Origin of the sequence: Pseudomonas sp. NPDC087342 (assembly GCF_044744265.1) — a bacterium.
Classification (GTDB): domain Bacteria; phylum Pseudomonadota; class Gammaproteobacteria; order Pseudomonadales; family Pseudomonadaceae; genus Aquipseudomonas; species Aquipseudomonas nunensis.
Window position 1 is genome coordinate 1,123,832 of record NZ_JBIUXZ010000001.1, and the last position, 23,657, is coordinate 1,147,488.

General features: G+C 60.6%; 20 protein-coding genes. 8 read left to right on the forward strand and 12 right to left on the reverse strand.

The window, feature by feature from the left end; all coding sequences use genetic code 11:
• Positions 1-46: 46 nt before the first annotated feature.
• Genes ACIOYV_RS05125 through gnd form a run of 3 tightly spaced genes read right to left on the reverse strand, consistent with a single transcriptional unit; the run spans position 47 to position 3,368 of the window.
• Positions 47-871, reverse strand: coding sequence for an HAD family hydrolase (locus ACIOYV_RS05125; RefSeq protein WP_401321417.1), 825 nt, complete (start codon positions 869-871; stop codon positions 47-49).
• Positions 868-2,391 carry a glucose-6-phosphate dehydrogenase gene (zwf, locus tag ACIOYV_RS05130; protein WP_401321420.1) on the reverse strand — a complete coding sequence of 508 codons (1,524 nt, stop codon included), beginning with the start codon at positions 2,389-2,391 and terminating at the stop codon, positions 868-870. The genes ACIOYV_RS05125 and zwf overlap by 4 nt, the downstream gene beginning before the upstream one ends.
• A complete protein-coding gene (gene gnd, locus ACIOYV_RS05135; RefSeq protein WP_054046325.1) occupies positions 2,388-3,368 on the reverse strand; it encodes a phosphogluconate dehydrogenase (NAD(+)-dependent, decarboxylating) in 981 nt (326 codons plus the stop codon). The genes zwf and gnd overlap by 4 nt, the downstream gene beginning before the upstream one ends.
• Before the next feature lie 273 nt (positions 3,369-3,641).
• Here gnd and ACIOYV_RS05140 point away from each other — a divergent pair, with 273 nt between their 5' ends.
• The 4 genes from ACIOYV_RS05140 (at position 3,642) to ACIOYV_RS05155 (ending at position 8,886) form a co-directional block, all read left to right on the forward strand.
• The gene (locus ACIOYV_RS05140; protein ID WP_054614859.1) at positions 3,642-3,821 is read left to right on the forward strand and encodes a DUF6026 family protein; all 180 of its coding nucleotides are present in this window, start codon (positions 3,642-3,644) and stop codon (positions 3,819-3,821) included.
• Between the two features lie 285 nt (positions 3,822-4,106).
• The gene (locus ACIOYV_RS05145; RefSeq protein ID WP_401321424.1) at positions 4,107-5,855 is read left to right on the forward strand and encodes a phosphoethanolamine transferase CptA; all 1,749 of its coding nucleotides are present in this window, start codon (positions 4,107-4,109) and stop codon (positions 5,853-5,855) included.
• Between the two features lie 298 nt (positions 5,856-6,153).
• Positions 6,154-8,394 (forward strand): TonB-dependent siderophore receptor, encoded by a 2,241-nt coding sequence (locus ACIOYV_RS05150; protein ID WP_401321427.1) that lies wholly within the window; start codon positions 6,154-6,156, stop codon positions 8,392-8,394.
• Positions 8,395-8,679: 285 nt separating this feature from the next.
• Entirely contained in the window at positions 8,680-8,886 is a 207-nt protein-coding gene (locus ACIOYV_RS05155; protein WP_401321429.1) for a hypothetical protein, read from the forward strand.
• An 86-nt stretch (positions 8,887-8,972) separates the two neighbouring features.
• Here the strand turns inward: ACIOYV_RS05155 and ACIOYV_RS05160 are convergent, their stop codons facing one another.
• From ACIOYV_RS05160 to ACIOYV_RS05180, 5 genes are all read right to left on the reverse strand, one after another.
• The gene (locus tag ACIOYV_RS05160) at positions 8,973-9,464 is read right to left on the reverse strand and encodes a GNAT family N-acetyltransferase (RefSeq protein WP_401321432.1); all 492 of its coding nucleotides are present in this window, start codon (positions 9,462-9,464) and stop codon (positions 8,973-8,975) included.
• 70 nt (positions 9,465-9,534) lie between these two features.
• Positions 9,535-10,116 carry a DinB family protein gene (locus ACIOYV_RS05165; protein WP_401321435.1) on the reverse strand — a complete coding sequence of 194 codons (582 nt, stop codon included), beginning with the start codon at positions 10,114-10,116 and terminating at the stop codon, positions 9,535-9,537.
• A gap of 18 nt (positions 10,117-10,134) precedes the next feature.
• The gene (zapE, locus tag ACIOYV_RS05170; protein WP_401321438.1) at positions 10,135-11,253 is read right to left on the reverse strand and encodes a cell division protein ZapE; all 1,119 of its coding nucleotides are present in this window, start codon (positions 11,251-11,253) and stop codon (positions 10,135-10,137) included.
• 215 nt (positions 11,254-11,468) lie between these two features.
• Positions 11,469-11,810 (reverse strand): nuclear transport factor 2 family protein, encoded by a 342-nt coding sequence (locus ACIOYV_RS05175; protein WP_054614864.1) that lies wholly within the window; start codon positions 11,808-11,810, stop codon positions 11,469-11,471.
• 52 nt (positions 11,811-11,862) lie between these two features.
• The gene (locus ACIOYV_RS05180) at positions 11,863-12,579 is read right to left on the reverse strand and encodes a helix-turn-helix transcriptional regulator (protein WP_401321441.1); all 717 of its coding nucleotides are present in this window, start codon (positions 12,577-12,579) and stop codon (positions 11,863-11,865) included.
• A 189-nt stretch (positions 12,580-12,768) separates the two neighbouring features.
• Between ACIOYV_RS05180 and ACIOYV_RS05185 the strand changes: the two genes are divergently transcribed.
• Positions 12,769-13,821 carry an aldo/keto reductase gene (locus tag ACIOYV_RS05185; protein WP_401321444.1) on the forward strand — a complete coding sequence of 351 codons (1,053 nt, stop codon included), beginning with the start codon at positions 12,769-12,771 and terminating at the stop codon, positions 13,819-13,821.
• Positions 13,822-13,970: 149 nt separating this feature from the next.
• Here the strand turns inward: ACIOYV_RS05185 and speB are convergent, their stop codons facing one another.
• Complete coding sequence (gene speB, locus ACIOYV_RS05190) at positions 13,971-14,930, reverse strand: agmatinase (protein WP_401321446.1); 960 nt, start codon at positions 14,928-14,930, stop codon at positions 13,971-13,973.
• Positions 14,931-14,943: 13 nt separating this feature from the next.
• Positions 14,944-16,035: a polyamine ABC transporter substrate-binding protein gene (locus tag ACIOYV_RS05195; RefSeq protein ID WP_401321448.1), complete on the reverse strand. Its 1,092-nt coding sequence runs from the start codon at positions 16,033-16,035 to the stop codon at positions 14,944-14,946.
• 99 nt (positions 16,036-16,134) lie between these two features.
• Here ACIOYV_RS05195 and ACIOYV_RS05200 point away from each other — a divergent pair, with 99 nt between their 5' ends.
• The 3 genes from ACIOYV_RS05200 (at position 16,135) to ACIOYV_RS05210 (ending at position 19,411) form a co-directional block, all read left to right on the forward strand.
• Positions 16,135-17,028 carry a LysR family transcriptional regulator gene (locus ACIOYV_RS05200; protein WP_401321451.1) on the forward strand — a complete coding sequence of 298 codons (894 nt, stop codon included), beginning with the start codon at positions 16,135-16,137 and terminating at the stop codon, positions 17,026-17,028.
• 224 nt (positions 17,029-17,252) lie between these two features.
• Entirely contained in the window at positions 17,253-18,701 is a 1,449-nt protein-coding gene (locus tag ACIOYV_RS05205; protein ID WP_401321453.1) for a nucleobase:cation symporter-2 family protein, read from the forward strand.
• A 53-nt stretch (positions 18,702-18,754) separates the two neighbouring features.
• The gene (locus ACIOYV_RS05210; protein ID WP_401321455.1) at positions 18,755-19,411 is read left to right on the forward strand and encodes a TetR family transcriptional regulator; all 657 of its coding nucleotides are present in this window, start codon (positions 18,755-18,757) and stop codon (positions 19,409-19,411) included.
• Positions 19,412-19,494: 83 nt separating this feature from the next.
• Here ACIOYV_RS05210 and ACIOYV_RS05215 read toward each other — a convergent pair whose 3' ends face one another.
• Together ACIOYV_RS05215 and ACIOYV_RS05220 are read right to left on the reverse strand one after the other, a co-directional pair.
• Complete coding sequence (locus ACIOYV_RS05215) at positions 19,495-23,061, reverse strand: molybdopterin cofactor-binding domain-containing protein (protein ID WP_401321457.1); 3,567 nt, start codon at positions 23,059-23,061, stop codon at positions 19,495-19,497.
• Between the two features lie 10 nt (positions 23,062-23,071).
• Complete coding sequence (locus ACIOYV_RS05220) at positions 23,072-23,548, reverse strand: (2Fe-2S)-binding protein (protein WP_163909990.1); 477 nt, start codon at positions 23,546-23,548, stop codon at positions 23,072-23,074.
• Positions 23,549-23,657: the final 109 nt, after the last annotated feature.

Genomic DNA, 23,657 nt, shown 5'->3' on the forward strand with positions numbered 1-23,657 from the left:
AACTTCTGTAGGAGCGAGGCTTGCCCGCGAAGAACGATAACGCGGTTTAACGTGCGCTCAGGATGTACCGCTCAATCGCCTGCGCCGCGCCGTCTTCGGTGTTGGCGCCGGTGACCACATCGGCCTGGCGCTTCACCGCTTCTTCCGCCTGCCCCATGGCAATCGACAACCCGGCGCGATGGAACATCGCCGGGTCATTGCCGCCGTCGCCCAGTGCGGCGGTTTGCTCCAGCGGCACGCCGAGAAACTCGGCCAGTGTCGCCAACGCCGCGCCCTTGTTGGCTTGCATCGCGGTCACGTCCAGGTAAATCGGCTGTGAGCGGGACACCTGGGCCTGGCCTTCGACCTTGGGCAGCAACAGCGCTTCGAGTTCGATCAACAGGTCAGTGTTGTTGCTGGTGGCGACTATCTTGTCGATGCGCTCCAGATACGGCTCAAAACTCTCGACCACCACCGGCGGATAACCCAGACCGTGCTGTTCACGAGGCACCATCGGGCCGTTCGGATCTTTGAGCAGCCAGTCGCCACCACTGAACACCCAGATTTCGATGTCCGGCCGATCAGCGAACAGCGCCAGTGCAGTCAGCGCCGCGGTGGCCGGCAAATAATGCGCGACCAGCAAACTGCCGTCCGGGTTGACGATGGTACCGCCGTTGAACGCGGCGGTTGGCAGGTCGACGCCCAGGGCTTCGATCTGCTGCAACATGGCTTTCGGCGGCCGGCCGGTAGCCAGGCTGAACAGCACGCCGGCCTCACGCAATGCGCGAACCGCGTCGATGGTGCGCTGGCTCAAGCTGTGATCGGGCAGCAGCAGGGTGCCGTCCATGTCACTGAGCAGAAAACGGATGGGTTGTTTCAGCGCTTCACTCATCCGAGGCTGTGCCAAACGCGGCCATCGCGGGTCAGCAGGTCTTCGGCGGCTTGTGGGCCGTTCTCACCCGCCGGGTAGCTCTGCACGCTCGCGTCCTGCTGCCAGGCGTCGAGGAACGGTTGCACGGCGCGCCAGCCGTTCTCGATGTTGTCGGCGCGCTGAAACAGCGTCTGGTCGCCAGTCAGGCAATCGTAAATCAGGGTTTCGTAGCCGGTGGACGGCTGCATCTCGAAGAAGTCCTTGTAGGCGAACCCCAGCTCGATGTTGGCCATCTTCAGCGCCGGCCCCGGCCGCTTGGCCAGCAGGTCAAACCACATGCCTTCGTTGGGCTGGATCTGGATTCGCAGATAGGTCGGCTGCAACTCCTCGACTTCGGTGTCGCGGAACTGCGCGTACGGCGCCGGTTTGAAGCAGATGACGATCTCGGTGTCGCGCACGCTCATGCGCTTGCCGGTGCGCAGGTAGAACGGCACGCCGACCCAGCGCCAGTTGTCGATCATGACTTTCAGCGCGACATAGGTTTCGGTGTTGCTGTCCGGCGCCACGTTGCCTTCCTGGCGGTAACCGGCCAATGGCTTGCCATCGACTTCGCCAGCGGCGTATTGGCCGCGCACCGAGTTGGCCCGCGCATCTTCAACCGACCATGGGCGGATCGCGCCGACCACTTTGGCTTTTTCGCCACGTACCGCATCGGCGCCAAACGCGGCCGGCGGCTCCATGGCCACCATCGCCAGCAATTGGAACAGGTGATTGGGCACCATGTCCCGCAAGGCGCCGGTGTGTTCGTAAAAACTGCCACGGGTTTCCACGCCAACGGTTTCGGCGGCGGTGATCTGCACGTGGTCGATGTAATGGTTGTTCCAGAACGCTTCGAACAGGCTGTTGGAGAACCGGCTGACCAGAATGTTCTGCACGGTTTCCTTGCCCAGATAGTGATCGATCCGGTAGATCTGCTTTTCCGACATGACCTTGAGCAAGCAAGCGTTCAAGGCTTCGGCGGTTTGCAGGTCGGAGCCGAACGGTTTTTCGATCACCACCCTTCTGAAAGCTTCCGGGGTTTCTTCGAGCAAACCGGCGCTGCCGAGTCGGCGCACCACTTCACTGAAGAAACGTGGCGCGGTGGCCAGGTAGAACACCGCATTGCCAGTGCCGCTGTCGGCGATTTTTGCCGCCAGGGCTTGATAGGTGCTGTCGTCCAGGAAATCGCCCTGGACGTAGCTGATGCCTTTGGCCAATTTGGCCCACAAGTCCGGATCAAGGGCTGTGTCGCCCTTGCCGATCTTGGCGGCCGCTTCGGTGCGAATGAAGTCTTCGAGCTTCTGCGCGAAGGCTTCATCGCTGATGGCGTTGTGGTCAACGCCGATGATCCGCAGTCCATCGCCAAGCAGGCCGTCGCGACTGAGGTTGTACAGGGCCGGCATCAACAGACGCTTGACCAGATCACCATGGGCACCGAACAGGAACAGCGTGGTCGGTGGTGCGGGTTCTGCCTTGGATTTCCTGCGGATCGTATTACTCATTTTTTCGATGTCTCCACATGGCCGCCGAAGCCGAAGCGCTGGGCCGAGAGAATTTTGTCGCCAAAGGTGCCTTGACCGCGGGAACGGTAGCGCGAGAACAGCGAGTTCGACAGCACCGGCACCGGCACCGATTGCTCCATGGCGGCTTCGATGGTCCAGCGACCTTCACCGCTGTCAGCCACGGAACCCGAGTAACCGTCGAGTTTCGGGTCGCTGGCCAAGGCGTCGGCGGTCAGGTCGAGCAACCAGGACGACACCACGCTGCCACGACGCCAGACTTCGGCAATGTCAGCGACGTTCAGGTCGAAACGCTGGTCTTCCGGCAGGTTTTCGCTGGATTTGGTCTTGAGGATGTCAAAGCCTTCGGCGAAGGCCTGCATCATTCCGTATTCGATGCCGTTATGGATCATCTTCACGAAGTGGCCAGAGCCTGCCGGGCCGGCGTGGATGTAGCCGCGTTCGGCGCGATCGTCGTCGGACTTGCGGTCCTTGGTGCGCGGGATGTCGCCCAGGCCCGGGGCCAGGCTTTCAAACAGCGGATCGAGGCGCTTCACGGTCTCGGCGTCGCCGCCGATCATCATGCAGTAACCGCGCTCCAGGCCCCAGACGCCGCCGGAGGTGCCGACGTCAATGTAGTGCAGGCCTTTTTCCGACAGGGTCTTGGCCCGGCGGATGTCATCTTTATAGAAGGTGTTGCCGCCGTCGATGATGGTATCGCCGGCTTCGAGCAGGTTGCTCAGGGTGTCGATGGTGTCTTCGGTCGGTGCGCCGGCCGGCAGCATGACCCAGATCGCACGCGGTTTAGCCAGGCCTGCGACCAGCGCCGGCAGGTCGGCAACGCCGGTGGAGCCTTCTTTGGCCAGGTTCTCGACGAAGGCGGTATTGCGGTCGTAAACAACGGTGGTATGCCCGTTGAGCATCAGGCGCCGCGCAATATTACCGCCCATGCGGCCCAGTCCAATAATCCCGAGTTGCATGTGCTGATGCTCCTTACTGCAAATAATGTGTGTCAAAGGTTATAGCCCAACGCGACTAATGTGGGTTAGTCCAGAGCGCCGGGATGAAGTTTCCGGGCATTGTGCCCGATTCACACTGATAACGTCGGGAATCGTGTTGAAGACACACCGACCATGAAAAATAAAAAAGTTCCCATCATGGGCAAAAGAAATCAAAATCGGTGCCGATAGTGTTTATGTCGCTCGCAAGAACGGCACAACCACAGTTGATGCAGGCCATTTGCGAGGTGAGCAATGGACACAATCGTTACCGCACGTCCCCCACAAACTCTCTACGTCACGATTCGTCGTGATGAACTGCGCCAATTGAAAGATGAGCGTGACACCTTGAAGACTCAGGTGGCCCAGCTCAGGCAATTGTTGCAGCAACAGGCTCAACTCTCCGGGCAACCGATGCCTTCGCTTAGCGCCTGATTCCCCTCAGCACCCCCGCCATCCCCTGTGGGAGCGGGCTTGTGTGGCGAGGGGGCAAGCCCCCTCGCCACAGAAAAGCACCTTCTCCATATCAGCCCGCTCCCACATGAAAAGCCATCGACGCCTGCGCTTCCTGTCGCGTTCCTGAACGAAACTCACAAAGTTTTCACATCCCTCTAGCGATACTCCCGATCCTTGTGGCTGTTCGGTTCTCGGGCAGCGGTTTCTCGTGGGTTCGTTTGATGACGCCGGTGACTCCATGACGCCGGTGGGAGTACGTACTTAATGGCATTGCTCAAACGCAGCAAAACGTCTGCGACAGGTTTCGATTGGGCCGGTTTCATCTGGCTATTTGTCTTCTTCTGGTACTTCTCCGGCATTACCCAGTTGCTGATCCAACTGACCGGCACCTCCGGTTTCACCGGGTTTCGCCAGGCGTTTGTGATGAGTGCCATCTGGCTGGCGCCGATGCTGCTGTTCCCCAAGCGCACCCGTCTGATGGCCGCGCTGATCGGCGTCGTGCTGTGGGCCTGTTCGATGGCCAGCCTGGGTTACTTCTTCATCTATCAGCAGGAGTTTTCCCAGAGCGTCATCTTCATCATGTTCGAGTCGAACATCTCTGAAGCCGGCGAGTACATGACCCAGTACTTTGCCTGGTGGATGGTGGCGGCGTTCCTCGCTCACACCGCGTTCGCCTACTTCCTGTGGACCCGCTTGCGCCCGGTGTATATGCCGCGCGGAAGAGCGCTGGTCGCTGCGACCGCCATCCTGGTGGCCGTAGTCGGTTATCCGCTGATCAAGCAAACCGCTCGCACCGGCAGCCTTGCCGGCGGTTTCGAGAAATTCGAAACTCGTATCGAGCCAGCCGTGCCTTGGCAGATGGCCGTGGCGTATCACCGTTACCTCGACACCCTGGCCGGCATGCAAGACATGCTCGACAGTGCGAGCAAGATCGCGCCGCTGAAAAACCTCAAGAACACCATGGCCGACCAACCGTCGACCCTGGTGCTGGTGATCGGCGAGTCCACCAACCGTCAGCGCATGAGCCTGTATGGCTACAACCGCGAGACCACGCCGGAACTGGACAAGCTCAAGGATCAACTGGCGGTCTTCAATAACGTCATCACCCCGCGCCCCTACACCATCGAGGCGTTGCAACAGGTGCTGACCTTCGCCGACGAAGAGAACCCGGACCTGTACCTGACGACGCCGTCGCTGGTCAGCATGATGAAACAGGCAGGCTACAAAACCTTCTGGATCACCAACCAGCAGACCATGACCAAGCGCAACACCATGCTCACCACGTTCTCCGAACAGGCTGACGAGCAGGTGTACCTGAACAACAACCGCAACCAGAACGCCGCCCAGTACGATGGCGACGTGATCGAGCCGTTCAACAAGGCGCTGAGTGATCCGGCGGCGCACAAGTTGATCGTCGTGCATCTGCTCGGTACGCACATGAGCTACCAGTACCGTTACCCGCCGACCTTCGACAAGTTCAAGGACCGCACCGGGGTTCCGGCCGGCGTAAAAGACGCCGAAGTGCCGACCTACAACAGCTATGACAACGCGGTGCTGTACAACGACTTCGTGGTGTCGAGCCTGATCAAGGACTACGCCAAGGTCGATCCAAACGGCTTCCTGATGTACCTCTCCGACCACGGCGAAGACGTCTTCGACTCCCCAGGCCACAACACCCTGGGGCGCAACGAAAACAAACCGACGGCGCCGATGTACACCATTCCGTTCATGGCCTGGGCTTCGCCAAAATGGCGTGACACCCACGACTGGAATTTTGCCGCCGACCTGAGCCGCCCTTACAGCAGCTCGCAGTTGATCCACACCTGGGCCGACATGGCAGGCCTGAGTTTCGATGAACTGGACCACAGCAAGAGCCTGGTCAGCGACAGCTTCAAGCCGCGACCGCTGATGATCGGCAACCCGTACGAGCGTCAGCAGCGTCCGCTGATCGACTTCAGCCTGATGAAACCCAAAGCCGCCGTGACGGAAGTGCCAGCGGTCGTCAAGCAGTAACACTGCAATACCCCCTGTAGGAGCAGGCTTGTGTGGCGAGGGGGCTTGCCCCCGTTCGGCTGCGAAGCAGTCGTAGAACCATTCAACGCGTCGTGCCTGTTACATCGCGGTTTCAGGTTTGGGGCCGCTTCGCGACCCAACGGGGGCAAGCCCCCTCGCCACAAGCCCGCTCCCACATTTTTTTGCGCGTTGAAACATCCAGAGATGACAATTATTCTCGTTTAACGCTAAATCCCCCCGCTCCCCTTCGTCTTTGAGCAAACGGAATTTTTCCCTCGAAGACAAGGAGTCGGCTGCGATGTTCGCGCCTATCACCCGTTCCATGACCTTGACCCTTGGGCTGTGCAGTGCAGCCTTGAGCCCGGACTTGCTGGCCGAAACCGATCCCGACAAGGATCCGGCTACCAGTGCCCTGGAACTCGCCAGCACCAGCGTCACCGCCGAAGGCTTGGGCAGCACCACCGAAAATACCGAGTCCTACACCACCGGCGCCATGAGCACCGCCACGCGGCTGAACCTGTCGATCAAGGAAACGCCACAATCGGTGTCCGTGGTCACTCGCCAGCAAATGGACGACTTCAAGCTCGGCACCCTCTCCGAAGCCATGAGCCAGACCACTGGCGTGGTGGTCCAGCACAACGACTCGGACCGCGTCAGCTATTCGTCCCGTGGCTATGAGATCAACAACTTCCAGATCGATGGCATGCTCAACACCTTCGGGCGTATGAAGTCCGATTCCGACACCATCATCTACGACCGCATCGAAGTGGTTCGCGGCGCCACCGGGTTGACCACCGGCGCGGGCGACCCATCGGCCACCATCAACATGGTGCGCAAGCGACCGACCGCGCAATGGCAAGCCCAGACCGGGGTCAGTGGCGGCAGCTATGACGATTACTACAGCTACGTGGATGTTGGCGGCCCGTTGGCGTTCGACGGGCGTTTGCGCGGGCGCAGCGTGCTGGCCTATCGCGACAGTCAGTCGTTCCGCGATCATTACCAGATGCAACGGGAAGTCGGTTATGGCGTGCTGGAAGCCGATCTCACCGACGACACGCTGCTGGCGGTGGGTTACGACTATCAGGATAAACAGGTCCAGGGCACCTCCTGGGGCACGGTGCCGTATTGGAACTCGTCCGGTGGCAAGGCCAACCTGGGGCGTTCGACCCACATGGCGACGTCGTGGAGTTCCTGGCCGCTCAAGGACAAGACCGCTTTCGCCAACCTCGACCAGCAATTGGGCGGCGGCTGGCACCTGAAAGCGGCCTACACCCACCGCGACAGCGATACCGACGGCAAGGTCTACTACGGCGGCGGTGGCTTCCCGAATGACGATCGCAGCGGCATGAGTGCTTACAGCAGCCACATGCTCGGCACGCAGAAAATGGACACCTATGACATCAACGTGGCCGGCCCATACGCGCTGTTCGGGCGGGAACACGAATTGATGTTCGGCTACGGGGAAGCGGAGCGCAGTTCAGAATCACCCCACACCGTGGGCGGCGCCGTGCCTGCGGGCTACGGCAACATCCCCGACTGGAAATACATGGGTGGCATCGCCAAATTTCCCGACACCGTCACCAGCCTCACCGGCGCATCGGACAGCACTCGGCAAAAGGCTGGCTACCTGGCTACGCGCCTGAGCCTGACCGAGCGCTTTCACGCGGTACTCGGCAGCCGATATGGCAGCTGGAAAACCTCGAACAAGAACTACAGCTACGATAAAAACCTGCAACTGACCGGCGTCGAAATCACTGCCCAGCAACAAAGCGATATCTGGACGCCGTACGCCGGGTTGCTCTACGACCTCACGCCCGAGTACACCGTCTACGTCAGCTACACCGACATCTTCAAGCCTCAGGACAATCGCGACGCCAACCGCAAATACCTGGAACCGGTGGTTGGCAGCAACTATGAACTCGGTCTGAAGGGCAGCTTGCTGGAGGAGCGATTGAACGTTGCGACGGCGTTGTTCTGGAGCAAGCAGGATAACGTCGCCGAACTCGACGACTCGGTGCCGCAAGACCCGCTTACCGGCGAGCAGTTCTATAAATCCGGGGGCAAGGGGCAGAAGGTCCAGGGCTTCGAAGTCGAAGTCTCCGGCGAAGTCATGACCGACTGGAACATGACCGCCGGCTACACCTACACCCACGCGGCGAACGGCGATAAGCAGCGCGCGAACACCAATGAGCCGTTGAACATGCTGCGACTGTCTACGGCCTATCGCCTGCCCGGTGACTGGCATGCGCTGACCGTGGGCGGTGCGGTGAACTGGCAGAGTGATATCTGGGGCAATTCCAATCGCCCGATCGGTCGGGACGCCCAGGGAGACCTGATCACCGAAAACGCGAAGATCCGCCAAGGCGCCTACACCGTGGTCAAGTTGATGTCGCGTTATGAGTTCGACAAGCACCTGTCGGCCTCGCTGAACGTGGATAACCTGTTCGACAAAAAGTATTACGACAACGTCGGCTTCTACAACGGCGTGTTCTGGGGCGACCCGCGCACGGTGACGTTGAGCCTAGACTGGAAACTCTGAGCTGTAACCGCAATCTACCGAGGGAGTGAGCTTGCTCACTCTCACAGGGATTGAAGTTGGATGCAGTAGCTGCGTTCACAACAGATCCACTGTGGGAGCGAGCCTGCTCGCGAAGGCGGTGTGTCAGTTGATGGAGATGTTGGCTGACAGACCGTCTTCGCGAGCAGGCTCGCTCCCACACGTTGATTGGCGTTAATTCAGACTTAATAGGGTCTGCCGATACTGCGCCCACGCCCTTTAATCACGGATGAAAGGCACCCCGTCATTCTTAGTGGGAGATACACCATGAAACGAGTCAGCCTGATCTTCGCCGGCCTGCTGCTTGTCGGTTCCGCCAGCGCGTTTGCCGAAGGCGGCGCAGAGCGGATGAAGCATCATTGGGACAACTTTCCGGTCCACACGGCGCAAAGCCAGACCGATCAACGACAAAGCCAAGAGCTGCGGGTCCCGGACGATCAAACCGCGCAAGTGACCGAATATTACAAACCCTGAACCCATGGACCTCTGACGGCCCCTGCTCCGCCGTCAGAGCTGACACTTCGGGCGTCCTGATGGACGCCCTTTTTTATGCCCGGGATTTACAGGGTCTTGATCCAGAACAGCATGCGCCCATGGGCGGGATCAAACATGCCGGGCGCAAAACCGAACTTGGCATACGACGCCTGGGCGACGTCGTTGCCTTCCAGAACTTCGAGGGTGATCTTGCAGCAGCCGCGCTGACGGGCGATGTCTTCGACCTTTTGCAGCATCTTCTGGCTCAGCCCCAAGCCGCGAAACTTTGGCACCACCGCCACATCGTGCACGTTGACCAGTGGCCGGCAGGCAAAGGTCGAAAAGCCTTCAAAGCAATTGACCAGCCCCGCCGGTTCGCCGCCGACGAACGCCACCACGCTGAACGCAAAGGATCGCTTGGCCAATTCCGCCGGCAGTTGCCGCAGGACCTCGGCGTCCAGCGGTTCACCGCCGCCCATCGGGTCTTCGGCGTAGCTGTTCAGCACCAGACAAATGGCCTCGGCATGTACTGGGTTGGTGTAGCTGGCTTGAAGGACAAGTATTTCTGCGGATTCCATTTCCACCCTCGATCACACATCAAATTGGCCACGGACATTAGCGTGGCGTTGTCGCGGCGACAACCGGATCTTAATGTCCCCACACCAATTCTTCAGTCCAACCCAACTCGGCAAAATCCTCTGCCCGCAACCCCGCCTCCCCGGCACAGAAAAACTCGTCCAGTTGCGGCGGTTTGACTGAAGTGCCGCTGAGCATGGCGTGAACCTGCCCACGGTGATGAATCTGGTGTTCAAACAGATGAGAAAGCATGCGCAACCGGCTGTCGTGTTGTGGCGTATCCCGCGCGATGGTCACCATCTGCCCGAGATCCGCGTCACGCAGTTGTTCGCAATAAGCGATCAGCCGTCGGTCCACGCTGGCCTGCTCGTGCTTGAGGTCATCGACGTCCGTGAACGGCTGCTCATCCTTGAAAAACACGTAGCAATCGGGATGCGGTACATCACCGCGCAACTCACGTTCCAGGGCGTCCACGTAGAACCAGTCACAGGTCAGAATGTGGTTGAGGGTCGCACAAATGCTCGGGAAAAAACTGACACGCGGCGCCGCCAATTCCGACGCGCTCAACTGGCCCCAGGCCTTGGCCAGTCGATGGTTGGCCCAGGCATTCTGGTAGGCCATGGTCAGTAAATGGTGAGACAGAGGCTGATTCATCGTCGCTCCTCCTGGTGCTCAAACGTCGGCAAAGCGTTGCAGCTGCATTTCCTGCAAACGGCTGAGGGTGCGGCGGAACGGGAATTCCAGGTAACCCTCGGTGTACAAGGCGTCCATCGGCACCTGGGCTTCGAGGTACAGCGGCACCTTGCGGTCGTAGCATTCGTCCACCAGCGCGATGAAGCGCCGCACGCCGTCGTCATGCACCGACAACTGAGGCAGCTCACGGTCACCGGCCACCACCCGTTCCACCCCGTCTTCCGTGCCCCTGGCAATCCGCCCTTCGCGTTTTTGCGCGCTGAGGTTGGGCACTTCACTCATCAGGATAGCGCTGAAGGTGTCGCACAGGGCCATGAAGTCCATGGCGGCGAAAGGTTGCTCGCACAGGTCGGCGTAGCGACACCAAAGCACCGTGGCGCTGGCCTGCACCACGTGGACGCTGCGGTAGCCGACCTGGATCGGATCAGTTGACACCGACTGGCCAGCGGTCAGGGCCTTGAACGCTTCGGCCAGGCCGCTGGACTGATCGAGTGCCCCGACCCAATACCGCTGCAACGCCGTACCGGGATGCAGGCGATGATCTTCCCCGCCATCCACCGCGATCACTTGCATGTGCTGCTTGATCGCCTCGATGGCCGGGGTAAAACGGTCGCGGTTGAAGCCGTCGGCATACAACTGGTCCGGCGGCTGGTTGGAGGTGCTGACCACCACCACGCCTTCCTCGAACATCACCTGGAACAAGCGGCCGAGAATGATCGCGTCGCCGATGTCGTTGACGAACAGCTCATCGAAACACAACACCCGGACTTCCTGAGCCAACTCTTGGGCCAAGGCTTTGAGCGGGTCGGCGGTGCCGGTCAGTTGGAATGAACGCTGATGCACCCAACCCATAAAATGGTGGAAATGCTGGCGCCGGGCGGGCACCCGCAGGCTTTCGTAGAACTGATCCATTAACCAGGTCTTGCCGCGACCGACTGGCCCCCAAAGGTAAACGCCAGTGATCGACTGATGCCCCTCGTGCAAGGCTTCGTGACACTTTTGCAGGGCCCAGACGGCATGTTCCTGGGCCTCGTCCTGGACGAAGCCCTTCTGTTCAACGGCGTATTGCCAAGCGCTTAACGGGGAGTCGAAAGTCATGAGGGCCGCGCTTCAGGTCTGAAGCCACGCAGTATGCCAGCCGCCCGATTATTTGAAACACCACAAACATCCCCTTGTAGGAGCGAGGCTTGCCCGCGAAGGCGTTGTAACAGCCAACAAAGATGTTGAATGTGAAGGCCCCTTCGCGGGCAAGCCTCGCTCCTACAAGTAAAGGTTCGCCCACAAATACCCGTTCCCACAGGGGTTGGGCAGTGTCAGAGGGAAATGTCCAACCGCGCAATCTTGCCCTGTTCGTTCAGGCGAAAGGTATAGCGCAATTCCAGCGGGCTACCAGGAAACGTCCCGGAAATCAGGTTATGCACCAGCACCTTGCCGGTGCGCAGTTGCACGTCGAGCACTTCGACCCGAGGCTGGTAGCGTTGCGCGGTGTCTTGCATCCATTGGGCGATGGCCTGGGTGCCGACCTGATGCTCGCCTTCATCGAAGACGTTGGCATCCTCAGCGAAAAAACTGGCGACCCGCGAGGTGTCACGGGCATTGGCGGCGGCGATGTAATCGGCGATGGCCGGTGCCAGTGAAGAGGCTGGATTAGACATGTTGAAGGCTCCTTGTTGTTTGATTCTGGAGCCATGTTAAGACACGCCTGTGTCAGTTCTTGTCAGGAGTGAATCGCCCGGTTTCGTCCAGTTGCATCTGCTTGCGCCAGGTGCGCAGCAAGTCGCTACGACGGCCCGGATAGCGATCGCCCTGCTCGCTCGCGGCGGAAATACGGTCCGTGCGAAAGGTCCGGTAGGCACCGCGCAATTCACACCAGGCAACGATGATCCGCACCTCATTGAGAAACCCCAGGGCCAGCGGCCAGATCAGGCGCTGGGTCGGCACCTGATTGGCATCGGCGTAATCGATGTGCAACTTGGCCTGATTACGGATCGCCTGGCGAAACACATTCAACGGTACAGCGTTTTTCGCAAATCCAAATCCCGGCGGGCCGGGCAAGACCGTCGGGTTGTGCAAGGCGTCCAGTGCCTCTGGCGCCAACACGGCGGCAATCTTGGCCAGCGCATCCGCTGCTGCTTTGCTCAGGACCTCATCGCCACGCTGATCGACATAACGTAAACCGAGCACGATGGCTTCGGTTTCGTCGGCGTTGAGCATCAATGGCGGCAGGAACAGACCGCTGCGCAACACGTAGCCGATCCCCGCCTCGCCATAAATCGGCGCGCCGAGAGCCGTCAGTTCGGCGATGTCGCGGTACAGCGTGCGTTCGGAAATCTCCAGTTCGCTGGCCAGGGTTGCGGCGGTCGCCGGACGGCTTTTACCCCGCAGCACTTGCAGCAAGGTCAGTAATCGGGTGGTTCGCGACACGATCGGCACTCAGTGCGGAAAAGTGCCCGCAGCTTAGCAAAGGCTGCTGTCAGAAACTGGCAGGAGCGAAAATGCCAGTGGTCACTCCCTGAAAAAGCGTCTTGACGCTGGATATTACTCGCATCATATTAAATACATGTCGCTGACCATTTATATTTAACCCAAGCGTATTTCCTCAGGAGTGATCCCATGCATTACAAAGTCTTCGGCCGCAAAACCGGCCTGCGGGTTTCGGAACTGGCGTTGGGCGCTGGCAACTTCGGCACCGGTTGGGGCCACGGCGCGGAGCGCGATGAAGCCAAGCGGATTTTCGACGGCTACCTGGAAGCCGGCGGCAACTTCATCGACACCGCCAACGGCTATCAGAACGGTCAGTCCGAAGTGATGCTCAGCGAGTTCATCGCCGCAGAACGGGATCGTCTGGTCATCGCCACCAAATACACGATGGGCACGGATCGGGTCGCGGGCATTTCCTTCACTGGCAACAACCGCAAGAACATGGTTCGCTCCGTGGAAGAGAGTCTGAAGCGGCTGAATACCGATCACATCGATCTGTTCTGGGCGCACATCACCGACGGCGTCACGCCGATGGAAGAAATCCTTCGCGGTTTCGATGATTTGGTGCGCGCCGGCAAGATCCATTACGCCGGGCTGTCGAACTTCCCGGCCTGGCGCATCGCCCGCGCTGACGTGCTGGCCGAAGTGCGCGGTTTCTCGCCGATTGCCGCGATCCAGACCGAATACAGCCTGGCCGAGCGCACCGCCGAACGTGAATTGCTGCCGATGGCTGAAGCTCTGGGCCTTGCCGCAACCCTGTGGTCGCCGCTGGGTGGTGGCTTCCTCACCGGCAAGTACCGCACCAACGACGAGAACAACCGCGCGGCCAAACTCGGCATGTTGATCCACGCCGAGAAAAGCGCCCGGGAAACCGCCCTGCTCGATACTTTGCTGGCGGTCGCTGCAGAACTGGAATCGACCCCGACGCATGTGGCGATTGCCTGGTTGCGTGAGAAAGCCAAGCGTTCGACCACAGCGCTGATTCCGATTCTGGGATCGCGGACGCGTGAGCAACTGGATGCGACGCTGGGGGCATTGGAGGTGGCGTTGAGTGATGAGCAACTCGCGCGGCTGGATGGGTCGAGTGCTGTGGAATTGGGTGTGCCACACGCGATGATTACCGGGTCGGCGGCGCGGTATACCGGGGTTGAGACCCTGGATTTGCCGAAGATTCCGGTGGCCTGAAAAAGCTTCGCGGGCAAGCCTCGCTCCTACAGGGACTGTGGAGATCCTGTAGGAGCGAGGCTTGCCCGCGAAGGCCGCTTAACATTCAACAGAGATGCTGACTGAACCACCGCTTTCGCGAGCAGGCTCGCTCCCACATGGACTGTGTTCTACCTGTCGACTTTGTGTTTGGCTGCATACAGGCACAGCATCTCCATCGCCAATGTCGCCGCCGCCAGCGAGGTAATGTCCGCGCTGTCATACGCCGGCGCGACTTCGACCACGTCCATCCCCACCAGATTGATCCCGCGCAAACCGCCGAGGATTTCCAGCGCCTGCACCGTGCTCAAACCGCCGCACACCGGGGTTCCGGTGCCCGGAGCAAACGCCGGATCCAGGCAGTCGATATCAAACGTCAGGTACACCGGGTTATCGCCAACCCTCGCCCGAATCGCCTCGACAATTGCCTCGCAACCCTGGCGATGCACCTGCCGCGCGTCCAGCACCTGAAAGCCCATGTGATCGTCGTTGGTGGTGCGTAAACCGATCTGCACCGAACGCGACGGATCCACCAGCCCCTCCTTCGCTGCGTGCCAGAACATCGTGCCGTGATCCACACGCTTGCCCTCCTCGTCCGGCCACGTGTCGCTATGAGCGTCGAAGTGGATCAGCGACAACGCGCCATGTTTGCGCGCATGGGCCTTGAGCAGCGGATAGGTGATGAAGTGATCGCCTCCGAACGTGAGCATTGCGCTGCCGGCATTCAATATGTGCTCGGCGTGGCCTTCGATGCTTTCCGGCACCGACTGCGGCGTGCCGTAGTCGAAGTCGCAGTCGCCGTAATCAATCACCGCCAAGTGATCGAACGGGTCGAAAGTCCACGGCCAGTGGCGTTCCCAGGCAATCCCGGTGGAAGCCGCACGAATCCCGCGTGGTCCGAAACGCGCTCCGGGGCGGTTGCTGGTGGCGGTGTCGAACGGCACGCCGCTGACGGCCACATCGACCCCGCGCAAGTCGCGGCTGTAGCGCCGGCGCATGAAACTGGTGATACCGGCATAGGTGCTTTCGGCGGCAGTCCCGTAGAGGCTGTCGCGGGTCATGGCCTGGTCGTTTTGCACAGGGACATCCATGGTGAGTTCCTTATTATTGACGGCTACGGAAAGTGGTCCAGAGACGGGTGCGCTGGCGCATGTCCTTGAGGTTCATGTTTTGGTCGGCGTACAAGCGGTCGCGCACATCGGCGGGAGGGTAAATATCCGGGTTGGTACGCACCGCCTCATCCACCAGCGATGTTGCGGCCTGGTTCGCGTTGGCAAAAAACAGGGTGTTGGTCACCCCTGCGACGGATTCGGGGCGCAGCATGAATTCGACAAACGCCTGCGCTGCTTGCGGGTGCGGCGCGTCTTTAGGGATCGCGAGGTTGTCCTGCCAGACCAGCGTGCCGTCCTTGGGAATGCGGTACGTCACTTCGAACGGCTTGTTGGCTTTTTGCGCCTGGTCGGCGGCGATGCTGGCGTCACCGTTGTAGGCCAACGCCAGGCAAATACTGCCGTTGGCCAAGTCGCTGATCTGCCGGCCAGTGGCGACGTACAGCACATTCGGCTGCAACTGATGCAACAACGCCTCGGCGGCTGTCAGATCGGCCTTGTCGCTGCTGTAGGGATCTTTACCGAGGTAGTGCAGCGCCAGACCGATCACTTCCTGTGGGGAGTCGATTATCGCGATGCCGCAATCTTTCAACTTGCTGGCGTATTCAGGCTTGAACAACAGGTCAAGGCTGTTGAGCGGCACGTCCGGCAGGCGCTTTTTGACTGCCTCGACATTCAACCCCAAACCCAAAGTACCCCAGGTATACGGCACGCCAAAGCGGTTGCCAGGGTCGGTAGCGGCGGCTTTTTTCAGTAAGTCCGGGTCGATGTTCGCGTGGCCCTTGAGGCTGTCGAGGGGAATCGGCTTCAACGCATTGGCGGCAATCCCGCGTGCCATTACGCTGGAAGAAGGCACCACGACGTCATAGCCGCTGCCTCCGGTCAGCAGTTTGGTTTCCAGGACTTCGGAGCTATCGAAGGTGTCGTAACGCACCTGAATGCCGGTTTCCTTCTCGAATTGCTTGATGGCCTCGGGAGCAAAATAATCCTGCCAACTGTAGAGGTTGAGAGTCTTTTCCTCGGCCTGGGCCGACACGGCAACAGCAAGTAACAGCGCGGGAAAACACAGCTTGAAGAGAGGAGCCATGACAAACACCTGACCAGTTGGAGTGGTTGCAGCGTGCGCCCTCGGATACATTGGTGAAATATCAAGTTTGTTAACCTGACTTTATCCTGGAGTAATGTGATGCTCGGCCAACTGCATGATCTGGACCTGCAATTGCTGCGGCTGTTTGTCAGCGTGGTCGAGTGCGGCGGCTTCAGTGCGGCGCAGGGCGAACTGGGGCTGAGCCAGTCGAGCATCAGCCAGCAAATGGCCAAGCTCGAAACCCGCCTCGGTTATCGCCTGTGCAGTCGCGGCAAGGGTGGCTTCCGCATCACGCCCAAGGGCGAGCAACTGCTGATCGCCATCCGTGGACTGTTCGAATCCATCGAAGCCTTTCGTCATCAGTCCAACGGCGTGGCCGGACGGTTGATTGGCGAGGTGCGTTTGGGTTTGTCCGAAGCCCTTGATCAATCGGTGCTGCAACGGGTGGCGGACGCGATCCGACGCTTTCGCGAGCGGGACGAGTCGGTGCGTATCGAGTTGATCAGCGCCATGCCGGGAGAAATGGAGCGGCTGATGCTGCAGCAGCGGCTGGACTTGGCGATCGGCTATTTCTCACAGGTGCAAAGCGCTTTTGACTACCGCGAGTTGTTCACCGAAACCCAGCATTTGTATTGCGCGCCGGGGCATCCGTTGTTCAGCAACGAGGCGCCGGATGATCAGGCGTTGCAGGCCAGCGACCGGGTGGATCATCCGTATCGGTTCTTGCGCAGTGATGAGCCGTTTCAGGGCAAGTTGTGTTCGGCGCGGTCGGAGCAGGTTGAAGGCACGCTTGCGTTTATTTTGTCCGGTAAACATGTCGGATATTTGCCGAGCCACTTTGCTCGTAGCTGGGAGGACAAGGGATTGCTGCGGGCGGTGCGGGTCGGGGAAATGAGTTTTGACGTGGGATTTCACCTGGCCCGGCATCGGGCGCAGGTGCCGGGGGAAGCACAGAAGGCGTTTGAAGAGGATTTGCTGGCGGCGTTTGCTTGAGCACACCGCAAATTCCCCTTGTGGGAGCGAGCTTGCTCGCGATGGCGTCCTATCAGCCAACAATTCTGTTACTGACACACCGCTATCGCGAGCAAGCTCGCTCCCACAGGGGTTTTGCATAGGGGGTTTTGCATAGGGGGTTTGCCACAGGGATTTGTGTCAGGTTGTAAGTTTTCTGGCATCCTGCGCCTCCATTTTCTGACCTGGCCCCTGGCGCTTTCCTCGTGACCCCATCTGAACACGCAAAACCCCAGCCCCGCTCCGACCTGATCTATGGCCTCAACGACCGCCCTCACCTGACCGCCACGGTCTTCGCCGCCCTGCAACACGTGCTCGCCAGTTTCGTCGGCATCATCACCCCGACCCTGATCATGGGCGGCGCGCTGGGGCTGCAAAGCGAAATCCCCTACCTGATCAGCATGGCGCTGTTCGTCTCCGGCTTGGGCACCTTCGTTCAGGCACGGCGCTTCGGCCCGGTGGGTTCCGGTTTGTTGTGCCTGCAAGGCACCAGTTTTTCCTTTATCAGCGTGATCCTCAGCGCCGGGTTCATGGTCAAGGCCCGGGGTGGCGGCACCGATGAGATCCTGTCGACGATCTTCGGCGTGTGCTTTTTCGCTGCGTTTATCGAAGTGGTATTGAGCCAGTTCATCGGCAAGCTGCGAATGCTGATCACCCCAGTGGTCACCGGGACGATCATCACGCTGATGGGCCTGTCGCTGATCAAAGTCGCGATGACCGACATCGCTGGCGGCTTCGGCGTGGCGGACCTCGGCGCCAGCCATCATCTGCTGTTGGCTGCGTTGGTCTTGGGCACCATCATCGTATTGAACCGCGTCGATGTGCCGTTCCTGCGCCTCGGCGCGATCGTGATTGGCCTGACCCTCGGCTACGTGGTCGCCTGGCTGATGGGCGACGTCGATTTCGCCAGCCTGCCCGCCGTGCCGCTGGTGAGCGTGCCGGTGCCGTTCAAGTACGGCTTCAACTTCGATTGGGTGGCGTTTGTGCCGGTGGCAGTGATTTTCCTGGTGTCGCCGCTGGAAGCTGCGGGCGACCTGACCGCCAACTCTATGATTTCCAAACAACCGGTCAAAGGCCCGATCTACATTCGTCGGATCAAATCCGGGCTGCTCGCCGATGGCCTCAACTCGGCGATGGCGGCGGTGTTCAACAGCATGCCGATGGTCACCTTCGCCCAGAACAACGGCGTGATCCAACTCACTGGCGTGGCCAGCCGTTACGTGGCGTTCTTTATTGCCGGCCTGTTGGTGTTGCTGGGCCTGTTCCCAATGATCGGCGCGGTGCTGCAACTGATGCCCAAACCGGTGCTCGGCGGCGCGGAGCTGGTGATGTTTGGCACCGTGGCGGTGGCCGGGATCAAGATCCTCGCCGAAGCCGGACTGCATCGACGCAACATGCTGATCGTGTCGATTTCCCTGGGCATGGGCCTCGGGATCGCGGCGGTGCCGGAAGTGTTGCGCGAATTGCCGCTGGCGCTGCACAACATCTTCGAATCGCCGATCACCGTCGGAGCGCTGTGCGCGATCCTCCTCAACGTGTTCCTGCCGGAAGAATTCATGGAGCTGGAAGAGGATGATTTCGACCCGGAAGCCTCGATCCTGCAAGTCATGGAAAACCCGCAGGCCAGCGAATCGGCGCCAAGCCTGAACCGCTGAAAGGACCGTGCTACATTCGCTACGACTCTGTCTGGCACAAGGTTGACCGCACGTTGAACAAGAAGACCGGTATCCGGGCCGCCCAGGCCCAGCAGACCCGCACACGGATCCTCGAAGCAGCGGTGAAAGTATTCACCCGCGACGGTTATTCCGGGGGGCGGGTCGAAAGCATTTCCCGGGAAGCCGAATCCAACGACCGCATGCTCTATTACTACTTCGGCAGTAAGGAGCAGCTGTTTATCTGCGTGCTGGAACACACCTACGAGCAATTCAACAAGGCCGAAAGCCGATTGAAACTGGACCTGAGCCAGCCGCTGGTGGCGTTGCAGGATTTGGTCGCGTTCGTCTGGCATTACTACGTCAAGCACCCGGAATTCGTCGCGATCCTGAGCAATGAAAACCTGCACAACGGCAAGCACGCGCAGCAGTCCAGCGAATTGCGGCGGTTGTCGGGGGAAGCGGTCGGGGTGTTGCGGCCGATCATTGAAGCGGGTCAGGCCCAGGGCTTGTTTCGCGAGGTGCTGGACATCAAGCATGTGTATTTGATGATTGCCTCGCTGTGTTATTTCTATAACTCCAACCGGCATACGCTGAGTTCGTTTCTGGGGGAGGATTTGGCGGACAAGGGGCAGCAGCAGGATTGGCTGGGGTTTATTCAGGATTTGGTGGTGCGCGGGGTGATGAAGTTGCCCGAGCCGGATTTGCGGTGATTCGGCGGGCCTCTTCGCGGGCAAGCCTCGCTCCTACAGGATGTGCGTACCCCCTGTAGGAGCGAGGCTTGCCCGCGAAGCTCTTAATGGCTCCCCGGATTAGCCCTGAGATACGCGACCTTATGTTCCAACCCTTCCCACCCCGGCGCATTCCCCGCAAACCGGCTCCGCAAATACGCCGCCAATTCCGCCACCTGAGTGTTCGACAGACTGTCCTTGAACCCCGGCATATACCCCAGATCCTTGGTCGCAGGCGTATCGATACCCTGCAAGATCACCTTGATCAAATTGTCCGGCAGATCACTGTGCACATTGGTGTTGGTGGCCAGCGACGGACTCACGCCAAACAATTTCGGCCCCAGGCCATCGGCATGACAGGCCTTGCACGAACCTTCGAACACTCGCTGGCCGTTGCTCAATGAAAGACTGGGCGCCGGGCGCGTGGCTTTCTCCACCACTTGCGCCTCGGCCTGCGCGCCATTGAGTGACGCCAGGTACACCGCCATCGCCCGGATATCATCCTTAGGCAACTTCGCCAATTCCGTGACCACCGGCCCCATCGGCCCGGTCGCCACGCCATGTTCGGCGGAATAACCGGTGCTCAGGTAACCGAACAACTGATCCTCGGTCCACGGTGTCGGCGATTTGGACAACCCATTCAACGCCGGCGCCTCCCAGCCATCAACCATCCCGCCCGCGAGGAATGCAGCACCGCCCTTCTCCGCGCCCATCAAATTGCGCGGCGAATGACACGCCGCGCAGTGACCCAAACCATTGACCAGATACGCGCCGCGATTCCATTGCTCGCTGCGTTCAGGCTGCACGCTGATTTCCCCTTTGCGCAGAAACAACGCATTCCACCCCGCCATCAACGGCCGCAGGTTGAACGGGAAGCGCATGTCGTTGGCTTTCGCCGGTTGACTGACCGGGGCCTGCGACATCAGGTACGCGTACAACGCCTGCATGTCCGCATCGTTGATGTTGCGAAACGCCGTGTAAGGAAACGCCGGGTACAGATTGCGCCCGTCGCGACCAATGCCATCGCGCATCGCCCGTTCGAACGCGGGATAGGACCAACTGCCGATCCCGGTTTTCACGTCGGGTGTGATGTTGCTGCTGTACAGCGTGCCGAACGGCGTCTGCATCGCCAGGCCACCGGCATTGGTCGCGCCGCCGGGCGCGGTGTGGCACACCGCGCAATCGCCGACCGCCGCCAGCAAACGTCCGCGTTCCAGGGTCGCGGCTGACCAAGTGCCGGCGCTCGGCGGGGCAATCGGCGCGATTTCAGCGTGGAATGGCCACGCGGTCGCGGCCATGCCAAGCACTGCGCCGAACGCGGCAAACAGTGAACCGAACAGCCATTTCGAACGCTTGGTCGGGGACTTCGGCGGTTCGTCGCAAGTGCCGGCATTCAGCGCCGCCAAGACCCGTTCCGGTGTGATCGGCAGTTCGCGAAAACGAATCCCGGTGGCGTCGTAGATCGCATTGGCAATCGCCGCCGCGCTCGGCACCGAAGCCGATTCCCCGGCGCCCATCGGTGGCTGATCCTGACGCGGCATCATCAGCACGTCGATCTGCGGCACCTCCGGGAAAGTCAGGATCGGGTAACCGCCCCACTCCTTGCTCGCCACCGTGGATTCTTCGAAGGTCACGCGCTCCTTGAGCACGCGGCTGGTGGACTGGATCACGTTGCCGTGGATCTGATGCTGCACGCCTGCGGGATTGATCATCATCCCCGAGTCATGGCCGATCACCACGCGGGTGACCGAAACATCGCCGGTCGTACGGTCAATCGCCACGTCCGCCACCCACGCCGCCCACGCCGCGCCGAAACCGGGGAACTTGCTGTGGATGTAGCGCGCGTAGGCAAAGCCGCGACCGCGCAATAACTGGTCCTCATTCGGGGTTTGCATCGGGGCGGTGCGCGGGGTCCAGGCCGCGCGTTCGGCGGTGGATTTGACCAGGTCGATGGCGCGCTCGTCGTGCAGATAGCGCAAGCGGTATTCCACCGGATCGACGCCAGCGGCGAAGGCCAGTTCATCGATATACGACTCATGGGCGAAGGTGTTGGGTAGCGCTGAAACCCCGCGCATCCACGAGGCGCGGACGATCGGCGCCATGTCGTTGATGGTCACGCGCATGTGTTCGTAGTCATACGGCGGGATCGAGGTGCGGTCGCCCATTTCGAACATCGCCGCCACCGGCTCGACTCGCCCGGTCAGCAGCAAGGCCAGGGTCGGTGCGCCGTTGGACGGGTAGCTGGTCTGGAAGTCATACGCGGCGACGCTGCCATCGGCGTTCAAGCCGCCATCGACGTCCATCAGTTGCGCAGTGCCTTTGGGTTCCCACAAATGCTCTTGCTCGCGGGTCAGTTGCACCCGCACCGGTTTGCCCACGGCGCGGGACAACAGCAACGCATCGGCGCACACGTCATCGGCGCAGTTGCGCCCATAGCAGCCGGACGCTTCCATGCGAATGATCTCGATGGCTTCTTCTTCGCACTCCAGCAGCCAGGCCAGGTCGGCCCGCAACAGATGTGGATTCTGGCTGCCGGACCACACGCGAGAACCCGACAGCTGATAATCCGCCACTCCACAGGACGGGCCGATCGAACCGTGCATCTGATACGGCCACATATAGGTGCGCGGCATGCGCTGGGCGGCGTTGGCAAGGGCGTCGTCGACGTTGCCCTGATCCAGCACGACCCGCTGCACGCGCGGGTTGTCGCGGATGGCCTGCTCGACATTGTTCAGATCCGGCAGCCCTTGGTTCCAGGCTTTCCAGGTGATTTTCAACGCCTGGGCGGCCTTGATCGCCTGTTCTTCGCGCAACGCCACTACGCCGACGAAATCGCGGATCACCACCACGGCGACGATCCCGGCGATGTGCGCGATGGAGGATTCGTCGACTTCCAGCAGGCTGTTGCCGACGAAATCGCCGCAATCGAGCCCGGCGTACGGCGGACGAATCACCCGGCCGTGGAGCATGTCCGGCACGCGCATGTCGTGGACGTAGGTGAGTTCGCCAGTGGCTTTGGCCGGAATATCCACCCGTGCCGCGCCCTTGCCCACCAGTCGATAGTCGGCGGCGGGTTTCAGCGGCGCGGTGCCGGAGATGCGCAGTTCAACGTGTTCGCCGCTGACCAACTCGGCGTAAGTCGCGGTTCGACCGTCCGGCGCGAGAACCACCCCGGCTTCGATTTCCAAAAGATCAGGCTGCACAGCCCAACGTTCAGCCGCTGTGTTCAGCAGATAGCGCCGCGCTTCAGCAGCGGCATTGCGCAGCGGAATCGCGGAAATCTGCAGCGTCGCACTGGCAATCGTCGCGCCCTGATTCGGCGCGCGCTCAGTGTCGCCGAGCACCATGCACACCTGATCCAGTTGCAGGTCGAGTTCCTCGGCGACGATCTGCGCCAATGAGGTGCGGATGCCGGTGCCGAGGTCGACGTGTCCGTTGAACGCGTACACGCGCCCGTCGTCGCTGATGGCAATGAACAACCCCAATTCCTTGGGCTTGATCAGCGGCGTACCGCCCTTCGCCACCGGGCCGGATGGCGGCAGGATATCGTCGACGATCAGCAGCACGCCGGTCTTGGCCAGCAGTTGGTCGCGGGTTGGTGTGGAGAGCGGGATGGAGTCAGTCATGGTCATTGATCCACCTTCAAGGCATTTGGCGGGCGGCACGCAGCACCGCGCGGAGGATTTCGATGTGGGTGCCGCAGCGGCAGAGGTTGGCCGAGAGTTCGTTGCGGATCTGGGTTTCGCTGGGGTGCGGGATGCGGTCGAGCAAGGCCTTGGTGGTCATGATCATGCCGTTCAGGCAATAGCCGCATTGCGCCGCTTGCTCGTCGATAAAGGCTTGTTGCACCGGGTGCGGATCGGCGCGGGTGCCGAGGCCTTCGAGGGTGACGATGTGCCGATCCACGGCGCCGGCCAGGGGAAACACGCAAGAGCGCGCCGCGACGCCGTCGATGATCACCGTGCACGCGCCGCACTCGCCCAGGCCGCAGCCGTACTTGGGGCCATTGAGGTGCAGGTCATTGCGCAAGATCAGCAATAACGGGGTATCCGCCATGGCGGTGACGGTGGTGGTGAGGCCGTTGACCTCAAGCGCTACGGTGATTTCCTGGCTGCTCATTCGCTTCGCCTGCTAAGTTTGATGAAGTGGCTACTACACCAAAAGGTCGAAAAAAACGTCGCGGGCCGGATGGGTTGTGGCGTCGCGACACACTCGACTGGTGAAGTGG

Excerpts from the sequence above, each read along its gene's own strand:
- zwf (WP_401321420.1), bottom strand. The coding sequence starts at position 2,391 with ATGAGTAATACGATCCGCAGGAAATCCAAGGCAGAACCCGCACCACCG.
- ACIOYV_RS05220 (WP_163909990.1), bottom strand. The coding sequence starts at position 23,548 with ATGAGCAGCCAGGAAATCACCGTAGCGCTTGAGGTCAACGGCCTCACC.
- ACIOYV_RS05140 (WP_054614859.1), top strand. The coding sequence starts at position 3,642 with ATGGACACAATCGTTACCGCACGTCCCCCACAAACTCTCTACGTCACG.
- ACIOYV_RS05195 (WP_401321448.1), bottom strand. The coding sequence starts at position 16,035 with ATGGCTCCTCTCTTCAAGCTGTGTTTTCCCGCGCTGTTACTTGCTGTT.
- ACIOYV_RS05215 (WP_401321457.1), bottom strand. The coding sequence starts at position 23,061 with ATGACCATGACTGACTCCATCCCGCTCTCCACACCAACCCGCGACCAA.
- ACIOYV_RS05125 (WP_401321417.1), bottom strand. The coding sequence starts at position 871 with ATGAGTGAAGCGCTGAAACAACCCATCCGTTTTCTGCTCAGTGACATG.
- speB (WP_401321446.1), bottom strand. The coding sequence starts at position 14,930 with ATGGATGTCCCTGTGCAAAACGACCAGGCCATGACCCGCGACAGCCTC.
- gnd (WP_054046325.1), bottom strand. The coding sequence starts at position 3,368 with ATGCAACTCGGGATTATTGGACTGGGCCGCATGGGCGGTAATATTGCG.
- ACIOYV_RS05150 (WP_401321427.1), top strand. The coding sequence starts at position 6,154 with ATGTTCGCGCCTATCACCCGTTCCATGACCTTGACCCTTGGGCTGTGC.
- ACIOYV_RS05145 (WP_401321424.1), top strand. The coding sequence starts at position 4,107 with ATGGCATTGCTCAAACGCAGCAAAACGTCTGCGACAGGTTTCGATTGG.
- ACIOYV_RS05200 (WP_401321451.1), top strand. The coding sequence starts at position 16,135 with ATGCTCGGCCAACTGCATGATCTGGACCTGCAATTGCTGCGGCTGTTT.
- ACIOYV_RS05160 (WP_401321432.1), bottom strand. The coding sequence starts at position 9,464 with ATGGAATCCGCAGAAATACTTGTCCTTCAAGCCAGCTACACCAACCCA.
- ACIOYV_RS05185 (WP_401321444.1), top strand. The coding sequence starts at position 12,769 with ATGCATTACAAAGTCTTCGGCCGCAAAACCGGCCTGCGGGTTTCGGAA.
- ACIOYV_RS05155 (WP_401321429.1), top strand. The coding sequence starts at position 8,680 with ATGAAACGAGTCAGCCTGATCTTCGCCGGCCTGCTGCTTGTCGGTTCC.
- ACIOYV_RS05165 (WP_401321435.1), bottom strand. The coding sequence starts at position 10,116 with ATGAATCAGCCTCTGTCTCACCATTTACTGACCATGGCCTACCAGAAT.
- ACIOYV_RS05175 (WP_054614864.1), bottom strand. The coding sequence starts at position 11,810 with ATGTCTAATCCAGCCTCTTCACTGGCACCGGCCATCGCCGATTACATC.
- zapE (WP_401321438.1), bottom strand. The coding sequence starts at position 11,253 with ATGACTTTCGACTCCCCGTTAAGCGCTTGGCAATACGCCGTTGAACAG.